At 52.6% G+C, this 18061-nt stretch carries 14 protein-coding genes; 3 read left to right on the top strand and 11 right to left on the bottom strand.

All coding sequences use genetic code 11. The features are described 5' to 3' along the window. Positions 1-31: 31 nt before the first annotated feature. Positions 32-661, bottom strand: a complete 630-nt coding sequence (gene rlmE / locus ACSF8X_RS05055; RefSeq protein WP_047879698.1) for a 23S rRNA (uridine(2552)-2'-O)-methyltransferase RlmE — start codon at positions 659-661, stop codon at positions 32-34. 137 nt (positions 662-798) lie between these two features. Between rlmE and yhbY the strand changes: the two genes are divergently transcribed. After that, positions 799-1095 (top strand): ribosome assembly RNA-binding protein YhbY, encoded by a 297-nt coding sequence (gene yhbY, locus ACSF8X_RS05050; protein WP_047879697.1) that lies wholly within the window; start codon positions 799-801, stop codon positions 1093-1095. Between the two features lie 115 nt (positions 1096-1210). Here the strand turns inward: yhbY and greA are convergent, their stop codons facing one another. Continuing rightward, the gene (gene greA / locus ACSF8X_RS05045) at positions 1211-1684 is read right to left on the bottom strand and encodes a transcription elongation factor GreA (RefSeq protein WP_047879696.1); all 474 of its coding nucleotides are present in this window, start codon (positions 1682-1684) and stop codon (positions 1211-1213) included. A gap of 529 nt (positions 1685-2213) precedes the next feature. Here greA and ACSF8X_RS05040 point away from each other — a divergent pair. Together ACSF8X_RS05040 and dacB are read left to right on the top strand one after the other, a co-directional pair. Further along, the gene (locus ACSF8X_RS05040; RefSeq protein WP_047879695.1) at positions 2214-3248 is read left to right on the top strand and encodes a porin; all 1035 of its coding nucleotides are present in this window, start codon (positions 2214-2216) and stop codon (positions 3246-3248) included. A gap of 120 nt (positions 3249-3368) precedes the next feature. Then, positions 3369-4772: a serine-type D-Ala-D-Ala carboxypeptidase gene (gene dacB / locus ACSF8X_RS05035; protein ID WP_500850824.1), complete on the top strand. Its 1404-nt coding sequence runs from the start codon at positions 3369-3371 to the stop codon at positions 4770-4772. A 78-nt stretch (positions 4773-4850) separates the two neighbouring features. Here dacB and ACSF8X_RS05030 read toward each other — a convergent pair whose 3' ends face one another. From ACSF8X_RS05030 to ribF, 9 genes are all read right to left on the bottom strand, one after another. Continuing rightward, positions 4851-5708 carry a magnesium transporter gene (locus tag ACSF8X_RS05030; RefSeq protein ID WP_047879693.1) on the bottom strand — a complete coding sequence of 286 codons (858 nt, stop codon included), beginning with the start codon at positions 5706-5708 and terminating at the stop codon, positions 4851-4853. A 534-nt stretch (positions 5709-6242) separates the two neighbouring features. Further along, positions 6243-9467 carry a carbamoyl-phosphate synthase large subunit gene (gene carB / locus ACSF8X_RS05025; protein ID WP_047879691.1) on the bottom strand — a complete coding sequence of 1075 codons (3225 nt, stop codon included), beginning with the start codon at positions 9465-9467 and terminating at the stop codon, positions 6243-6245. Between the two features lie 16 nt (positions 9468-9483). After that, positions 9484-10623, bottom strand: a complete 1140-nt coding sequence (gene carA / locus ACSF8X_RS05020) for a glutamine-hydrolyzing carbamoyl-phosphate synthase small subunit (RefSeq protein WP_500850823.1) — start codon at positions 10621-10623, stop codon at positions 9484-9486. A 608-nt stretch (positions 10624-11231) separates the two neighbouring features. Then, a complete protein-coding gene (gene dapB / locus ACSF8X_RS05015; protein ID WP_500850822.1) occupies positions 11232-12041 on the bottom strand; it encodes a 4-hydroxy-tetrahydrodipicolinate reductase in 810 nt (269 codons plus the stop codon). 110 nt (positions 12042-12151) lie between these two features. Beyond that, a complete protein-coding gene (ispH, locus tag ACSF8X_RS05010) occupies positions 12152-13093 on the bottom strand; it encodes a 4-hydroxy-3-methylbut-2-enyl diphosphate reductase (protein ID WP_047879689.1) in 942 nt (313 codons plus the stop codon). Between the two features lie 11 nt (positions 13094-13104). Further along, on the bottom strand, positions 13105-13539 hold the full coding sequence (fkpB, locus tag ACSF8X_RS05005; RefSeq protein WP_047879688.1) for an FKBP-type peptidyl-prolyl cis-trans isomerase: 435 nt from the start codon (positions 13537-13539) through the stop codon (positions 13105-13107). Between the two features lie 113 nt (positions 13540-13652). Further along, positions 13653-14183, bottom strand: a complete 531-nt coding sequence (gene lspA, locus ACSF8X_RS05000; RefSeq protein WP_047879687.1) for a signal peptidase II — start codon at positions 14181-14183, stop codon at positions 13653-13655. Beyond that, the gene (gene ileS / locus ACSF8X_RS04995; protein WP_500850821.1) at positions 14183-17029 is read right to left on the bottom strand and encodes an isoleucine--tRNA ligase; all 2847 of its coding nucleotides are present in this window, start codon (positions 17027-17029) and stop codon (positions 14183-14185) included. Before ileS ends, lspA begins: the two co-directional genes overlap by 1 nt. After that, positions 17026-17997, bottom strand: coding sequence for a bifunctional riboflavin kinase/FAD synthetase (gene ribF / locus ACSF8X_RS04990; protein ID WP_047879685.1), 972 nt, complete (start codon positions 17995-17997; stop codon positions 17026-17028). Before ribF ends, ileS begins: the two co-directional genes overlap by 4 nt. Positions 17998-18061: the final 64 nt, after the last annotated feature.

Genomic DNA, 18061 nt, shown 5'->3' with positions numbered 1-18061 from the left:
TCGCGATAACTAAATAGATGAATTTAGGGTACTACAGTTTGTAACCTGTAGCTACAATATATACCTCACGAGAGCGATCTCGTGATGAATCCGGTTTACGAATTTTGACCACTTTAAACATACTACGCACTTCAGCAAGATATTGGTCAAAGCCTTCACCTTGGAAAACTTTTACCGCAAAGCTGCCGTTGGGCGCAAGTACTTGTCTACACATATCTAATGCTAGTTCAACAAGATACATAGCTCTAGGCTGATCTGAAGCCATGTTGCCGCTCATATTCGGCGCCATGTCAGACAATACCACGTCAACCATGTCCGGCTGGATGCGTTCAAGCAGTGCATCCAAAACTGCTTCCTCTCGGAAATCCCCCTGTAGGAAGCTAACCCCTGGTAGGGAATCCATTGGCAGAATGTCACAGGCGATTACCTGCCCGTCATCACCAACAACTTCTGCCGCGTATTGTGACCAGCCGCCCGGTGCAGCACCGAGGTCAACAACGGTCATACCTGGTTTTAGCAGTTTATCTTTCTGCTGGATCTCTTCAATTTTAAAAATGGCGCGTGAGCGGTAGCCCTTTTTTTGAGCCTCTAGAACATATTTGTCATCAAAATGCTCTTTCAGCCAACGGCCAGAACTTCCCGAGTGCTTTTTCTTACTCATGATTTACCTAATGAGTTTGGGTACTTATCAAGTATACTCAGCAACACCACAATTGGCGTATACTAAACAAATTAGTCTTCTAGGCTATATGGCGTTAGAATACGCGGTTTTCAACCCTAAATTGATATAGAGTCGACATGAATCTAAGCACCAAACAAAAGCAATACCTAAAAGGTCTTGCCCATAGCCTGAAACCAGTTGTCCTAATGGGCGCAAATGGCTTCACCGAAGCTGTGCTTGCCGAAATTGAGATTGCACTGGATCACCATGAGCTTATCAAGGTTAAAGTTGCTGCAGAAGAGCGCGAAACCAAAGCTTTGATCGTTGACGCAGTTGTTCGCGAGACCAAAGCAGAAAAAGTTCAGGTTATCGGTAACACACTGGTGCTTTACCGCCAGAGCGAAGATCGCAAAATCGAGCTTCCACGCAAATAAAAAAGGCCGCCATTGCGGCCTTTTTTATTGCCTTGATGTGACCCTTACGGCCACATCAGGGGCTTAATCTGTCATCACTGCTAATAGTTAGTTACAACTACAAACAATTTCACCACTAGATGTAAGCCACTTCCGAGATTTCAAACTCACGCTTGCCACCCGGTGTAGTGATTGACACTTCGTCGTCCTGCATCTTGCCGATCAAACCACGAGCAATCGGAGAGTTCACCGAAATACGACCGGCTTTGATGTCTGCTTCATCATCACCCACGATTTGGTAAGTCACTTCCTCATCCGTATCCACGTCAATCAAGGTTACCGTCGTACCGAAAATCACCTTACCAGTGTTTTGCATCTTGGTGACATCGATCACCTGCGACATCGACAACTTGTATTCGATATCACGGATCTGAGCTTCACAAATACCCTGCTCTTCACGTGCAGCGTGGTATTCCGCGTTTTCTTTTAGGTCGCCTAGCTCACGAGCTTCGGCAATGGCCTGAGAAATCAGCGGACGACGTTTCATCAATACTTCCAGTGCTTCACGCAGCAGCTTCTCGCCGCGCACTGTCATTGGAATCTTATCCATGCTTATATTTACCTCTACGCCTGTATAGCCACAGCTATAAAAGGCAAAACGAAGCCGGCCCGGCATTATTGCCGAACTGGCGAACGGTTAGTTAATCGAAAACAATTTCATTCTAAACAAAGATAGCCAAGAGATCACCCAGCATTCTTACCTTTACCGAGAATGCCACCACTTCTTGCTCCTTCTCGGTCACAACTCAACAAATTAAAATTATTCCATTGGCACAAAGACACTACAAATAATGTGCCTAACCTCACAAATCAGTAACTTGTGACAATTTTAATCACCACAAAATAGCTAAACAAAAGCAAAAAAAAACAAAAAACGCACTCTAACAATGAACTTTTGCTCATGCCGATAAGGCACTGTTTTAATTGACCTAAACAAAGTTACTCATCCAAATTTATATTCCTAATGGCGATTTTTAAGATCTTTTTACTAACTCTCGGCCATCAGAAACCAGTAAAAAGAACACCATGCATTTAGCACAGACATGCATACATCAAAAAAATTCCAAAAGGATTCGACAATGAACAAGAAACTGATTGCTCTAGCAGTAGCAGCGGCCTCTATCTCTTCTCTAGCTAATGCTGCGGAAGTTTACTCAGACGAAACATCTAGCCTGGCTGTTGGCGGTCGTTTTGAAGCTCGTGGTGTTGTTGCTGATAACGACGAAGGTAGCACTAAAGTTACTGACAAGACTCGCGTACGTATCAACGTAGCAGGTAAGACAGATATCACTGACTCACTATACGGTATTGGTTTCTGGGAAGGCGAATACACCAACGAAGGTACGTCAAACAGCGACGGTAACCTAGACAACCGTTACATGTTTGCAGGTATGGGCGGTACTTACGGCCAAGTTGTTTACGGTAAGGCAGACGGCTCTCTGGGCATGCTAACCGACTTCACTGATATCATGGCTTACCACGGTAACGAAGCGGGTAACAAGATTGCTGCAGGCGACCGTACTGGTAACAACCTTGCTTACACCGGTTCATTCGACCTAGGCGGCAACAACCTGACTTTCAAAGCGAACTACGTTTTCGAAGGCAACTCTGATACTACAACTTCTACTGGCCTAGGCGGTATCGTTACTGAATCAACCACTGATTACGACGATGGTTACTCTGTAGGTACAATCTACACCATGGACATGGGTCTATCATTCGGTGCAGGTTACGGCGAACAGAAAATCGTAGGTGACGAAGATGCACAGAAACAAGCTTTCGGTGCGATCTCATACACCTACGGTGATTTCTATGTAGCAGGTCTATACCAAGACGCTCGCCACACAGTAGCGAACTCTGACAAGCAGCGCGGCTACGAACTAGCAGCAGCGTACACTTGGGACAAGACAGTGTTCACTTCAACATACAACTACCGCGAAGATCGCTCTAACAATGTTGACCTGAACGACGCTATCGCGATTGATGCAACACATTACTTCAACAGCAACTTCCGTACTTACGCGTCTTACAAGTTCAACATGCTAGACAGCGACAAAGTGGGCAAAGCAGCTGCATCTGACGAATTCGTACTAGGTGCACGCTACGACTTCTAATCACTTTTTCGATTAGCGTCTCACACTGCCTGACAGCGCCGGCCTTTGAGCCGGCGTTGTTTTATCCCATTATCACTTTCATATACACTTAGCGGCATTATCCTCCACCGGTAACCCGATATGCTGCGTAACCTCTTCATTGCCTGCTGTGCCATGCTTGCCACGGCAGCGTATAGCCAACCGCTATCTATCCACCCCGACTACAGCCTACTGCCTGACGGCCATGACGTCGCGCTGCTGGTCACCGACGCCAACAGCGGCGAGACCCTCTACCAACAAAGGCAGAACAAGCTCCAGCCCCCTGCCAGTACCCAGAAGATGATCACCGCACTTGCTGCAAGGCTCTATCTAGGCCCTGAATTTCGCTTTGCCACCACCCTAGAAAAGCAAGGCGATGACATCGTTATCCGCTTTGGCGGGGATCCAACCCTCAGCCGAGAGCAGCTCTCTGCACTGTTGGGAAAACTCAAAAAACAGGGGATAAAAGGCGACATTCTGCTCAATGGCAGCCAGTTCTCCGGCCATGAGCAGGCTCCCGGCTGGCCGTGGGATATTCTCGGTGTCTGCTACAGTGCCCCGGCAAGCAGCATGAGCCTGGATCACAACTGTGTGCAGGGCGCGCTATACAGCAACAAAGCAACCGGCGAGCTAACCCGTATCCATATTCCGGCCCACCAGCCGATCGCCGTCTCAACCAATGCGATTATTGTCAGCAAAGAAGAACAAAAAACACGCCACTGCGATCTCGATCTAACCACAGGCCCGGGCAACCAATACCAGCTGGGCGGCTGCCTTGCCCAGCGCAAACAGCCCCTGCCGCTCAATTTTGCCGTACAAGATACCGAGCAGTACATCGCTGCGGTGATCAAGCAGGAGCTCAAGCGCCGCAACATTCGCTTTAGCGGCAATATCCGCCGCGACGACAATGCGAACGGCAAGATCATTGCGACCCACCGCTCTGCACCGCTCAGTAAACTGCTCGATACCATGGTGAAAGAGTCCGACAACCTGATTGCCGACAACTTGGCCAAAACCTTGGGCCAGCGTTACTTCGAGCAACCCGGTACGTTCGCCAACGGGACCGAAGCCATAAAGGCCATTATCAAAAACAAGACCGGCATTGACCTCGCCCATGCCGTACTGGCTGACGGATCAGGCCTGTCTCGCAACAACCGTCTGACCGCCGAACAAATGATGGCCGTCCTCACTTACCTCTATCGCCATGACAAGACGCTTGCCCTTAGCAAGACGTTCCCGGTCAGTGGCCAGAGCGGCACCCTACTCTACCGCCAGAGTATCCGCCACCAGCCACTCAAGGGGAAAATTCACGCAAAAAGCGGTTCACTGTACGGCACTTACAATTTGGCTGGCCGTATAACAACGAGCTCGGGCCGCGAGTTGCTGTTCGTCCAGATGGTAACCAACTACCACCCGCTGGCAACATCAGACGATGCCCCGAAAAGCGCACCTGCCATCGAGAGTTTCGAGAAGGATCTCTACCGCCAGCTGTATAGTAACTACTAACTGCTGAGTCACGTCTTCCCATAACGCAAAACGGCCAGCCGCGAAACCGCGACTGGCCGTTTATTTGCTTGGCTGCAACTAGGAGAGCCCGAGCAAGGTATTGACCGTCTTGAAGTAAATGATCATCCCGGAGATATCGACCACCGAGGCCAGTACCGGGCTGACCAGTACTGCCGGGTCGAGCTTGCAGGCCCGGGCAATCAGCGGCAAAACCCCGCCGACCGCCGTCGACAGCACCACCTGCAGCGATATCGCGATACCGATCGCAAACGCGATGTCAGACAACGCCATCCCCACCGGCAAAACGGTGCTATCACTGAACAGCATCACCCGTCCGACAATCACGGTTGCCAAGACCGCTGCCATAATCAGTGCAACCCGGAACTCCTTCCACAGTACCTTGGCCCAGTCCCGGCAGTGGATCTCCTCCATTGCCAGTGCCCTAACCACCAAGGTAGCCGCCTGCGAACCCGTGTTACCACCCGCTGCCGCGATCACCGGCATGTAAATAGCCAGCAACACCAATTGGCTCAGGGTGTCTTCGTAGTGCGAGATAATCAGCCCCGAAACGATGCCGAGCAGGGCAAGACCGACAATCCAGCCGATGCGCTCACGCACATGGCTAAAGACACTGTTTTTCAAATAGTGCCCCGCCGGCTCTGCTTCCGAGCAGATCAAGCCCAGCCCGTTGGCGAGATGGCGCATGCACACCTCCTCGTCCATTTCATCCAAGCGATCAAGCAAGGTCTGGACATGGCGCAACGGAATCTCGTGCAGGATCGCAATCGCCTCCGACAGCGGCATCTTGACCAGTAGCGCGGCCTGTTCGGCCAAATCGTATTTCAAAAACGCGTTTCTTGCGGCCAGGATGTCATTCTTGGCCAATGTTTCATTCTTTGTCATTGCAGCAGCTGCTGCATAGTTCATTACCGCCATGGCGAATCTCCCGATTGGCAATGCCTGCGATCAAGCAAGCATGGGTAACGACCACCAGGATGGCACCGGAATGCGTCACGAATGTGCTCCGCCCGCCGCAAATGCACGGCAGCACACAGCCTGTCACTCAGTGAAACAGGTAACACCCATGTTGAGAAAAAATGGTAGGAAAACCAAGGAAGAGCATGTCAAGAATGCTATATCCACGCGGCATTGCAGCGCGGGAACAGGGGGGACAAACTAATCCGAACCTCGTACGGTTCGGAAGAAAAACGACCGATACCGTTAGCGGGGTTGATTTTCCACCTTCATACTCGGGGGATGGTCGGTATCGTTCATTAATGTCTCCAGAAAAGTTATCGCTTATGCGACGCGGCCAATTGTACGCGCTTCAGATAGCAGCGCAAGGCAAAGCAGTGCCAATATGGAACAAAATATTACGCCCCTCACATTCTGATACGGGAGCCGTTTATTCACAGGTAAGAAAACGGCCTGCATACTTGCAGGCCGTTTCTGTTATGCCACTGGCAACGACTACGCGTTGTTCAAGCGAGCATGCAGCTCTTGTACCGAGGTGACCTTGTTGCGGTCATCCGCAGTCCATGCCATGCACGTTGCGAAGGCGGCATTGAGCGTCGTGGTGTAGTTCACCTTCTCTGCCAATGCTCCACGGCGCAGTACCTTCGAGTCTTCAATTGCCTGGCGACCTTCCGCCGTGTTGACAATATAGGTGTACTCGTTGTTCTTGATACGGTCGAGGATATGCGGACGGCCTTCATGGACCTTGTTGACCAAGCGAGGGTTAATACCCGCTTCGCCCAGCACAACCGCGGTACCGTGGGTCGCATCCAGTTCGTAGCCCAGCTTGATCAGTTTCGATGCCAAGTCGACCACGCGCTGCTTGTCGTTGCCTCGCACAGACAGCAGTGCGCGTCCCTTGGCCTGTTTGATCTTGCCGCAACCCAATTCGGCCTTGGCAAACGCCTCGGCGAAAGTGTCACCCACACCCATAACCTCACCGGTCGAGCGCATTTCAGGGCCAAGCAGCGGGTCTACGCCCGGGAACTTGTTGAACGGCAGCACCACTTCTTTCACCGAGTAGTACGGCGGGATAATTTCCTGGGTAAAGCCTTGTTGTTCCAGCGTCTGGCCAACCATGACACGGGCCGCAATCTTCGCCAGCGGCGCACCGATGGCCTTGGAGACAAACGGTACCGTACGCGCTGCGCGCGGGTTCACTTCAATCAGGTAGACCTCGCCGTCCTTGACCGCGAACTGGGTATTCATCAAGCCGCGCACACCCAGCTCGAAGGCCAGTTTCTCGACCTGCTGGCGCATTTCGTCTTGGATAGACTGGCTCAGAGTGTAAGCCGGCAGCGAGCACGCCGAGTCACCCGAGTGAACGCCCGCCTGCTCGATGTGCTCCATGATACCGCCAATAACCACGCGTTCGCCGTCGCAAATTGCATCGACGTCCACTTCGGTCGCGTCATCAAGGAAACGGTCAAGCAGTACCGGGGACTCGTTCGAGACGCTGACCGCCTCGTTGAAGTAACGGCGCAAATCCTGCTCGTCGTAGACGATTTCCATCGCGCGGCCGCCCAACACGTAAGACGGGCGAACCACCAATGGGTAACCGATGTCGCGGGCTTTATCTACGGCCTGCTCAATCGCTGTCACCGTGGCGTTCTCCGGCTGCTTGAGGCCAAGGCGCTCAACGGCAGCTTGGAAACGTTCGCGGTCTTCGGCACGGTCGATAGCATCCGGGCTGGTACCGATAATCGGCACACCGGCCGCTTCAAGGGCGCGGGCAAGTTTCAGCGGCGTCTGGCCACCGTACTGGACAATCACGCCCTTCGGCTTCTCGACACGAACGATAGACAGTACGTCTTCCAGCGTGACCGGCTCGAAGTACAGGCGGTCAGAGGTATCGTAATCTGTCGATACAGTTTCCGGGTTACAGTTGACCATGATGGTCTCGTAGCCGTCTTCGCGCAATGCCAGCGAGGCATGCACGCAGCAGTAGTCGAACTCGATACCCTGACCGATACGGTTCGGGCCACCGCCCAATACCATGATCTTGTCTTTGTCGGTTGGGTTCGCTTCACACTCCTCATCGTAAGACGAGTACATGTATGCCGTATCTGATGAAAACTCTGCCGCACAGGTATCAACGCGCTTGTAGACCGGGTGAATATCGAATTGGTCGCGCAGGCGGCGGATCTCGCTTTCTGCCACACCCAGCAGTTTGGCCAGGCGCGCATCGGCAAAGCCCTTGCGCTTTAGCTTGCGCAGTACATCGGCATTCAGGCCTGCGAAGCCCCCTTCTCTCACATCGTTTTCAAGCTTGACCAGCTCTTCAATCTGCACCAGGAACCAGCGGTCGATATTGGTCAGCTTGAACACGCCATCGACAGACATACCGGCACGGAAGGCATCAGCGATATACCAGATACGCTCAGCACCCGCGTCTTTAAGCTCATGGCGGATCTTGGTCAGCGCATCCGGCGCGTCCAAGTCAACCATCTCGTCGAAGCCATTCACACCAACTTCCAGACCGCGCAGAGCTTTTTGCAGTGATTCCTGCTGGTTGCGGCCAATCGCCATCACCTCGCCCACTGACTTCATCTGGGTCGTCAGACGGTCATTGGCACCGGCAAATTTCTCGAAGTTGAAGCGAGGGATCTTGGTAACGACGTAGTCGATGGTCGGCTCGAACGATGCTGGCGTTGCGCCGCCAGTGATGTCGTTCATAAGCTCATCAAGGGTAAAGCCCACCGCCAGTTTCGCCGCCACTTTGGCAATCGGGAAGCCAGTCGCTTTTGAGGCCAGTGCCGAAGAGCGAGATACGCGCGGGTTCATCTCGATGATTACCATGCGGCCATCTTTCGGGTTGATACCGAACTGTACGTTCGAGCCGCCCGTCTCCACACCGATCTCGCGCAGCACCGCCAACGAGGCGTTGCGCATCAACTGGTATTCTTTGTCGGTCAGTGTCTGGGCAGGGGCGACGGTGATAGAGTCGCCGGTATGGATACCCATCGGGTCGAAGTTTTCAATCGCACACACGATGATGCAGTTGTCGTTCTTATCACGAACCACTTCCATCTCGTATTCTTTCCAGCCGATCAACGATTCGTCGATAAGCAGCTCGTTGGTTGGCGACAGATCCAAGCCTCGACGGCAGATTTCTTCGAATTCTTCTTTGTTGTAGGCAATACCGCCACCGGTGCCACCCATTGTGAACGATGGGCGGATAATACATGGGAAGCCGACCATATCGAGGACTTGGTACGCCTCTTCCATCGTTTTGGCGGTATCGGCACGCGGACACGCCAGGCCAATAGACTTCATTGCCTTGTCAAAACGCGAACGGTCCTCGGCTTTATCAATGGCATCGGCCGTCGCGCCGATCATCTCGACACCGAACTCAGCCAGTACGCCGTGACGCTCCAGATCTAATGCGCAGTTCAGTGCCGTCTGGCCACCCATGGTCGGCAGAACCGCATCCGGACGTTCTTTTTCAATGATCTTGCGTACCACTTCCCAATGAATCGGCTCGATGTAGGTCGCGTCGGCCATCTCCGGGTCGGTCATGATGGTAGCAGGGTTGGAGTTAACCAGAATAACGCGGTAACCCTCTTCACGCAGGGCCTTACACGCCTGTGCGCCCGAGTAGTCAAACTCACACGCCTGGCCGATAACAATCGGGCCTGCACCCAGAATTAGAATACTTTTGATGTCAGTACGTTTTGGCATTGCTTACTACTCCGGCTTAGGCGCTGTGCTTTTTAATTAGTTCGATAAAGTGATCAAATAGCGGGGCGGCATCGTGTGGGCCCGGGCTAGCTTCAGGGTGTCCCTGGAAGCTGAAAGCCGGTTTGTCGGTACGATGGATTCCCTGTAGCGAGCCGTCAAACAACGACTTGTGGGTTGCGCGCAGGTTTTCAGGCAACGTGCCTTCATCAGCGGCAAAGCCGTGGTTCTGGGAGGTGATCATCACAACGCCGCGCTCGAGGTCTTTTACCGGATGGTTGGCACCGTGGTGACCAAACTTCATTTTGACGGTCTGAGCACCTGAGGCCAACGCCAAGATTTGGTGGCCAAGGCAGATACCGAAAATCGGTAGGCCCTTATCCAAAAATACCTTGGTAGCTTCAATGGCATAGGTACATGGTTCTGGATCACCAGGACCATTTGATAGGAAGATACCGTCCGGATTAAGCGCCAGTACATCCTCGGCAGACGTCTGGGCTGGAACCACTGTCAGACGGCAGCCGCGGTCAACCAACATGCGCAGGATATTGCGCTTGGCACCGAAATCATAGGCTACGACATGGTATGGCAGTTCGCTGTCATCCAGAGCTTCTGGCAGGCCGCCTTCCAGCGTCCATGATCCCTGTTTCCACTGGTATTGCTCGGCCGTGGTCACTTCTTTTGCCAGATCCATCCCTTTCAAACCCGGGAAGTCTTTCGCCTGGTCCAGCGCCAGCGCCTCATCCAGATTATCGCCCGCCATGATGCAGCCATTCTGGGCACCTTTTTCACGCAGCAGACGCGTGAGCTTGCGGGTATCGATGTCAGCGATGCCGACGATATTCTGGGATTTGAGGTAATCGGAAAGGGATTGTTGATTACGGAAGTTAGAAGCAATGAGGGGGAGGTCGCGGATTACCAAGCCTTGGGCATGGATTGAGGAGGATTCTTCGTCTTCGGCATTGGTGCCGGTGTTGCCAATATGGGGATAAGTAAGAGTGACAATCTGTTGGGAGTACGAGGGATCGGTGAGAATTTCTTGATACCCCGTCATCGAGGTATTGAAAACAACTTCACCAACGGCCGACCCATCTGCCCCAATGGACACGCCGCGGAACACTGTCCCATCTTCCAGGACTAACAGCGCTGATTTGCTCAAGACAACCTCCAAGTATAATAATAATGCAATCAAAACAGATAAACTTGCACTTACCCATTCCATACAATGTCAAAAACCTAGTCAAGCATATTTTTGACAAATTGCGCGCATTCTAGAGACGCATGCTTTACCTGTCAAGAAATCACGTAAAATTAATTTTATTTACAGGCAATAACACACCCAAACACCACAAAGACACCAAAAACAACAGCAAACACCCTGCAAAAAGCAAGGTTTAGCTGAACAAGAAAATTTAATCGTTTGCCTAAACTGGATAATCAATCACAAACAATTTTCCTCATCAAAAAGCCATTAAATTCACAACTTATCATGACATTTTGCCAATCTAAAAACCAATAGGGATAAAACACAGCAAAACACCACCCCTTAAGGGTGATTTTATGTACTATCAATACCAGTAAACCAAGCCCCAGAAAACCCATGTGAAAAATAATGTTTTATGCAAAGGGTACGCATTAAGCATTGACGTTGAACACCCCCTATTCCAGCGAAGAATACTGCAACAAATTATGACAAGCATACTCGCCAAATACATTTTCGAGGCTTCAAGGCATAAAAAAACCGGCCATTCGGCCGGTTTTTCCAAATTATAACTCGTCGAGCCCAAGCACATCGTGCATGGTATAGAACCCGGCAGGCTTGTCATTGAGCCACACCGCCGCCCTGACAGCCCCGTTGGCAAACGTCATCCGGTCGGTAGCCTTGTGGGTAATTTCAACCCGCTCGCCAATATCGGCAAACATGGCTGTGTGCTCACCGACGATGTCGCCAGCCCGAATCGTAGCAAACCCGATCTCGTCACGGCTGCGCTCCCCGGTGATCCCCTCACGGGCATAAACCGCAACATCGCTCAACTTGTTGCCCATCGCTCCGGCAATGGCCTCCCCCATACCGATTGCCGTGCCAGACGGCGCATCGACCTTATGACGGTGGTGAGCCTCGATAATTTCGATATCGCAGTAATCGCCCATTACCTTGGCCGCCTTTTCAAGCAGCTTGAACACCAAGTTGACACCCACACTGTAGTTCGGCGCCATTACTATCTGCATCGTTTCCGCCGCCGCATCAATTACCACACGCTCTTGCTCGGTAAATCCGGTTGTACCAATGACAATTTTCTTGCCGTGCTGGCGACAAACCTCAAGGTTAGACAAGGTAGCAGCCGGCGCGGTAAAGTCGATCAACACATCAAAGTCATCAATCGCCTTGGCAAGGTCGTCAACGATCGCCACAGACAATGGGCCCACACCCGCCAACTCGCCGGCATCGGCACCAACCAGCGTGGACTCCGGACGCTCGGTCGCAGCCCCCAATGTTGCCTGCTCTGAAACATGTGTGGCCTTCAATAGCTGGCGGCCCATGCGTCCTGCAGCACCAGCAATCGCAATTCTCACCATTGCGTTTTCTCCCTTGGTTAACTTTCTAAATCAATACCCGACCAATGTAGCCTGTTGGGATAAATAAAAAAACCCCGGCCATTGCCGGGGTTGGAAATTCATTCTGCGAATCAGAGATTCTTCACCTGCAACTCACGCGGTACTTCGAAGAACATATTTTCCTCGCGGCCGGTCAACTCCTCGACTTCGGCACCGGTCAGTGACTGGATTCGCTCGATGATTTGGTTAACCAGCTCCTCGGGAGCTGATGCGCCGGCAGTCACGCCGATCTTGGCCTTGCCATCGAACCATGCAGCTTCCAGATCCTCCGGGGCATCGGTCAGGTAGCCCGGCGTACCCAGCTTGTTCGCCAGTTCACGCAGGCGGTTGGAGTTGGATGAGTTCTTCGAGCCGACCACTATCATCACGTCGACCTCGGCGGCCATTTCGCGCACCGCATCCTGACGGTTCTGGGTGGCATAGCAGATATCATCCTTGCGCGGCCCCTGGATCTCAGGAAACACCTCGCGCAGCATGGTGATCACATCTGCCGTTTCGTCCACCGACAAGGTCGTCTGGCTGACATAGTGCAGGTTGGCCGGATCTTTCACTGGCAACGTGGCCACATCACTTGGCTTCTCGACCAAATACATGCCGCCCGCCTCGCTGGCATACTGCCCCATAGTGCCTTCCACCTCCGGGTGCCCAGCATGGCCAATCAGAACCACTTCCATATCACGGCGACTTGCACGGGCAACTTCCATATGCACCTTGGTCACCAGCGGACAGGTCGCGTCAAATACCGTCAGCTTACGGGCTTTGGCTTCACTACGTACAGTTTGAGATACCCCGTGGGCCGAAAAGATGACGATACTGTCATCAGGCACTTCGCAAAGCTCTTCGACGAAGATCGCACCGCGCTGCTTCAGCCCCTCAACCACAAAACGGTTGTGAACCACTTCATGGCGAACATAAATCGGCGGCTGGTACAGCTCCAGCGCACGCTCAACAATACTGATCGCACGGTCGACACCGGCACAGAAACCACGCGGGTTAGCGAGTAAGATTTTCATTGCTACAGCTCTTAGTTTTCAATGGCAACGACTTCAACTTCAAAAGTCACACGCTGCCCGGCAAGGGGGTGATTAAAGTCTACCGTCACGGAGTCCCCCAGTACATCGGTAATGATCCCGGGAATATCCTGACCATCAGGTCCAGCAAAGGCAATAATGGTTCCGACTTCAGCGGGCACGTCGGCACCGAACTTGGCCCGGTCTAGATGATGGATATTGTCAGGGTTAGGCAAACCAAAGGCATCCTCGGGAGCCAGCTCGAAAGCCGACTTCTGGCCACAGGACAAACCCAGCAGGCATTGTTCGAAATTAGCCGTCAGGCTACCGTCTCCCATTCGGAATTTTGCCGGCTTACCCGCGGTCTGGGTAGAATCAGCCACAGTGCCATCTTCCAGCTTAATGGCAAAATGCATGAGAACTTCACTGTTTTCCGTTATCACCGGCATGTAGAGATCCTTTTTATACTGGGTTTTGTTACTGCCATTTAACAACAAAGCGCCGCCCGTATCAACGGACAGCGCTTAGGGTTATCAGGTATGAGGTCTCGGCAATAGGCCGATCAATGCTTCACGGTTTGCTTGTCGCGATCGGACAAGAAGCCCTCAAGTATGATCAGTCCGGCACCGATACAAATCGCCATGTCGGCAATATTGAACGCCGGCCAATGGTTCTTTCCGATATAGAAATCAAGAAAGTCGACCACGAAGCCGTGGTACAGCCGGTCAAACAAGTTGCCCAGCGCACCGCCAATGATCAGCGCGTATGAAATATTGGCCAACTTGCTGGTCGCCGGCAGGCGGCGCATCCAGAAGGTCAGCAGACCACATACCCCGAGAGCAATCGCCGTAAACAGCCAACGCTGCCAACCGCCCGCATCACTCAAAAAGCTAAAGGCTGCCCCGTAATTGTGGACATACAGCAAATTGAAAAATGGCAGGATTTCGATTCGGTTTGGCCAACCGTATTCCATCGTGTTCATAACCAGAAACTTACTGGCAATATCTACGATGAACACCAGTACCGCCAGCCAAAGCCAGCGGACTCCTGATTGTTTAAGCGGTAGCCCATTTTCAGGCGATAACTTACTCATTAGGCAAACTTACGCTCTTCACCTTCGCCGTCGATGTTGCTTGCACAACGGCCACAGATTTCTTCATGACCCGCAATCGTGCCAACATCGGCAACATGGTGCCAGCAACGGTCACACTTCTTGGCATCAGAGGCTTTAACTGCAACGTACAGACCTTCAACGTCAGTGCTGTGCGCACCTTCAGGCTGGGCTTCAGCAACAACCACTTCGGCTTTTGAGGTCAACAATACAAAGCGTAGCTCATCTTCCAGCATATTCAGCTTGGCAGCCAATGCTTCGTTGGCGTACAGCGTGATCTCTGCCTGTAGTGCACCACCGATGGTTTTCTCGTTACGCGCCGCTTCAAGCAACTTGTTAACGCCACCACGCACTTTCTGGATTTCAGCCCAGAATTCGTTGTTCAGTGCTTCACCTTCGGCCAGACCGAACAGGCCATCGAACCACTCACCGGTAAATACGAACTTGTCGCGCTGACCTGGCATTTCGTTCCAGATTTCATCTGCAGTGAACGACATGATCGGTGCCATCCAGCGAACCAGTGCTTCTACGATGTAGTACAGAGCTGTCTGACAGCTGCGCTGAGCATGGCCGCCGCGCTTCGCTGTGTACTGACGGTCCTTGATCACGTCAAGGTAGAACGAGCCCATCTCAACTGAACAGAACTGCATCAGACGCTGGGTTACCGCGTGCAGGTTGTAGTCGTTGTAAGCTTGGATGATCTCTTCCTGCGCAGCCATTGCACGGCCAACTGCCCAGCGATCCAGTGCCACCATTTCTTCTGCCGGTACACAGTCAGTTTCTGGGTTGAAACCGCTGATGTTAGCCAGGAAGAAACGCGCTGTGTTACGGATACGACGGTATGCATCGGCAGAGCGCTTAAGGATTTCATCAGAAACCGCAACTTCACCGGTGTAGTCAGTCGATGCAACCCACAGGCGCAGGATATCCGCACCCAGCTTGTTGGTTACGTCTTTCGGTGCCACTACGTTGCCGATAGATTTCGACATCTTGCGGCCCTGACCGTCAACCACGAAGCCGTGAGTCAATACTTGCTTGTATGGAGCCACGCCCTTCATCGCAACCGATGAGATCAGCGATGACTGGAACCAACCGCGGTGCTGGTCAGAACCTTCTAGGTAAAGATCAGCGCTTGCGCCGTTGAACTCTTCGCGGCTATCAACCACAGAGAAATGGGTCACGCCTGAATCGAACCATACGTCCAGTGTATCTAGCACTTTCTCGTAGTTCGCGGCATCGGCTTCGCCCATGATGTCGGCAATTTCCAGATCCCACCACGCCTGAATACCTTTTTCTTCAACCAGCTTGGCGACTTTCTCGATCAGCTCGGCTGAGTTAGGGTGCAGTTCCTGCGTCTCTTTGTGGACGAACAGGGCAATTGGCACACCCCAGGTACGCTGACGGGAGATACACCATTCTGGACGGCCTTCAACCATACCTTCGATACGGCTCTGGCCCCACTCAGGCATCCACTGAACGCCCTTGATTTCAGAAAGTGCCTTGGCACGCAGACCCGCCTGATCCATCGACACGAACCACTGAGGGGTCGCGCGGAAGATGATTGGCGTCTTGTGGCGCCAGCAGTGTGGGTAGCTGTGCTCGTAAGCGTGGTGGTGCAGCAGGGCACCGTGTTCTTTCAGTGTCTCGACTACCGCGTCGTTGGCTTTGAATACGTGCTGACCGGCAAATAGCTCCGTGTCAGGTAGGTATACGCCGTTAGAGCCGACTGGGTTAGCCACTTCTAGGTTGTATTTCTGACCAACCGCAAAGTCTTCCTGACCGTGGCCAGGTGCAGTGTGTACGACACCAGTACCCGAATCCGTCGTTACGTGATCGCCTAGGATCGCAGGAACAGTGAAATCGTAGAACGGGTGCTGGAATTGCATCAGTTCAAGATCGGCACCTTTGGCGAAGCCAAGGTTGTGGAAGTGCTCGATACCGGCACGGTCCATCACGTCTTTGGCCAGCTCAGCGGCAACGATGATACGCTCAGGCTGTTGTCCGTTTTCAGGAGAAGCTTCAACTTGGATAAGAACGTATTCTAGATCGTCACGCAGACATACCGCACGGTTGGCAGGCAGTGTCCAAGGCGTTGTGGTCCAGATAACGATAGACACGTCACCGTGGCCTTCGTGGCCTTCGGTCATGGCAAATTTAGCCAGCAATGCAGCTTCGTCAGCCGCCTTGAAGCGTACGTCGATAGACGGGGATACTTTGTCTTTGTATTCCACTTCTGCTTCAGCCAGTGCAGAACCACAGTCAGTACACCAGTGAACAGGCTTGAAGCCTTTTAGCAGGTGGCCCTGATCGGCGATCTTGCCCAGCGCGCGAATGATGTTGGCTTCGGTATCGAAGTCCATCGTGCGGTACGGCTTGTCCCACTCACCCAGTACGCCCAGGCGAATGAAGCTCTCTTTTTGGCCTTCAACTTGACCAGCAGCGTATTCACGGCACTTCTCGCGGAACTCAGCGGCTGTCACCTTGTGGCCTGGCTTGCCGACTTTCTTTTCCACCATCAGTTCGATTGGCAGACCGTGGCAGTCCCAACCTGGAACGTACGGGGCATCAAAACCAGACAGAGTCTTGGACTTAATAATAATGTCTTTAAGAATCTTGTTTAGCGCGTGACCAATGTGAATATCGCCGTTGGCGTATGGAGGGCCATCGTGTAGTACGAAGGATTTCTTACCCTTCTTGGCTTTACGGATCTCACCGTAAAGGTCTTCATCATACCAACGCTTAAGCATTGCAGGCTCACGCTGAGCTAGGTTGCCTCGCATCGGAAACCCTGTTTCAGGCAGGTTCAGGGTATCTTTGTAGTCGCTCATTGATTCTCGATTCCGTTACTTGGACGAAGTTGGACATTACTACGCTCAGACAGCCACACCCGGGCTGAATGGGCATCACGCTCAATTTGTGCTTTCAAGGCATCAAATGATTCAAACTTTACCTCGTCGCGCAGCTTGTGCCGCAGCACGACGTCAATCTGCGCTCCGTAAAGCGAAGACTGAAAATCAAATAGGTGCACCTCCAACTGACGGCGAACCCCATTGACCGTTGGCCGTCGGCCAACATTTGCCACACCGGGAAGCGGCGTGGCTGCGACACCGTAAACGTCGACGGCATAAACGCCGGACACCGGGGAGACCCGGCGCTTGAGCGGGACATTGGCGGTTGGGAAACCGATAGTCCGTCCCAATTTCCGCCCATGAGAGACGCGCCCACTGATACTGAATGGACGCCCTAGCATGGACTCAGCCAGCTCCAAATCATCGTTCGCCAAGGCTTGGCGGATGGCGGTACTGCTGACACGTTGCTCCGACACGCAGAAACTCTGCGTGCTGACGACAGTGAAGCCGTATTTCTTGCTGGCTGCTTGCAGGTATGCAAAATCTCCGCTGCGGCCTTTACCGAAGCGAAAATCGTCGCCAACAACCAGAAACTTAACACCCAATTGCTCAACCAACAAGCGGCGGACAAAATCTTCCGCTGATAAATTAGCAAAACGGTGGTTAAAATTCACACAGAAAAAACGCTCCAGACCAACTTCCCGCAATTGCAGGTATTTGTCGCGGAAGCGGCTCAGGCGCGCCGGGGCATTATCCCCTGCAAACAGTTCCTGAGGCTGAGGCTCGAAGCTCATCACCGTCGACGGCAATCCCAGCGACTGCGCGGTGGCAATCACCTTGCGCAGCACGGCCTGGTGGCCTAGGTGAACCCCATCAAAATTCCCAATCGTCAGCACACAACCGTGATGCTTGGGTTGGATATTATGTATTCCTCGGATCAATTCCATGCGCCAAATTCATTTTCGCAATGTGAAAAACTGCCGGATTATATACTACTCTCCAGCCATCATA

The organism is Photobacterium panuliri, assembly GCF_059920555.1.
The sequence above is the reverse complement of the archived record's forward strand: the minus strand, read 5'-3'. Positions and strand labels throughout refer to the sequence as shown.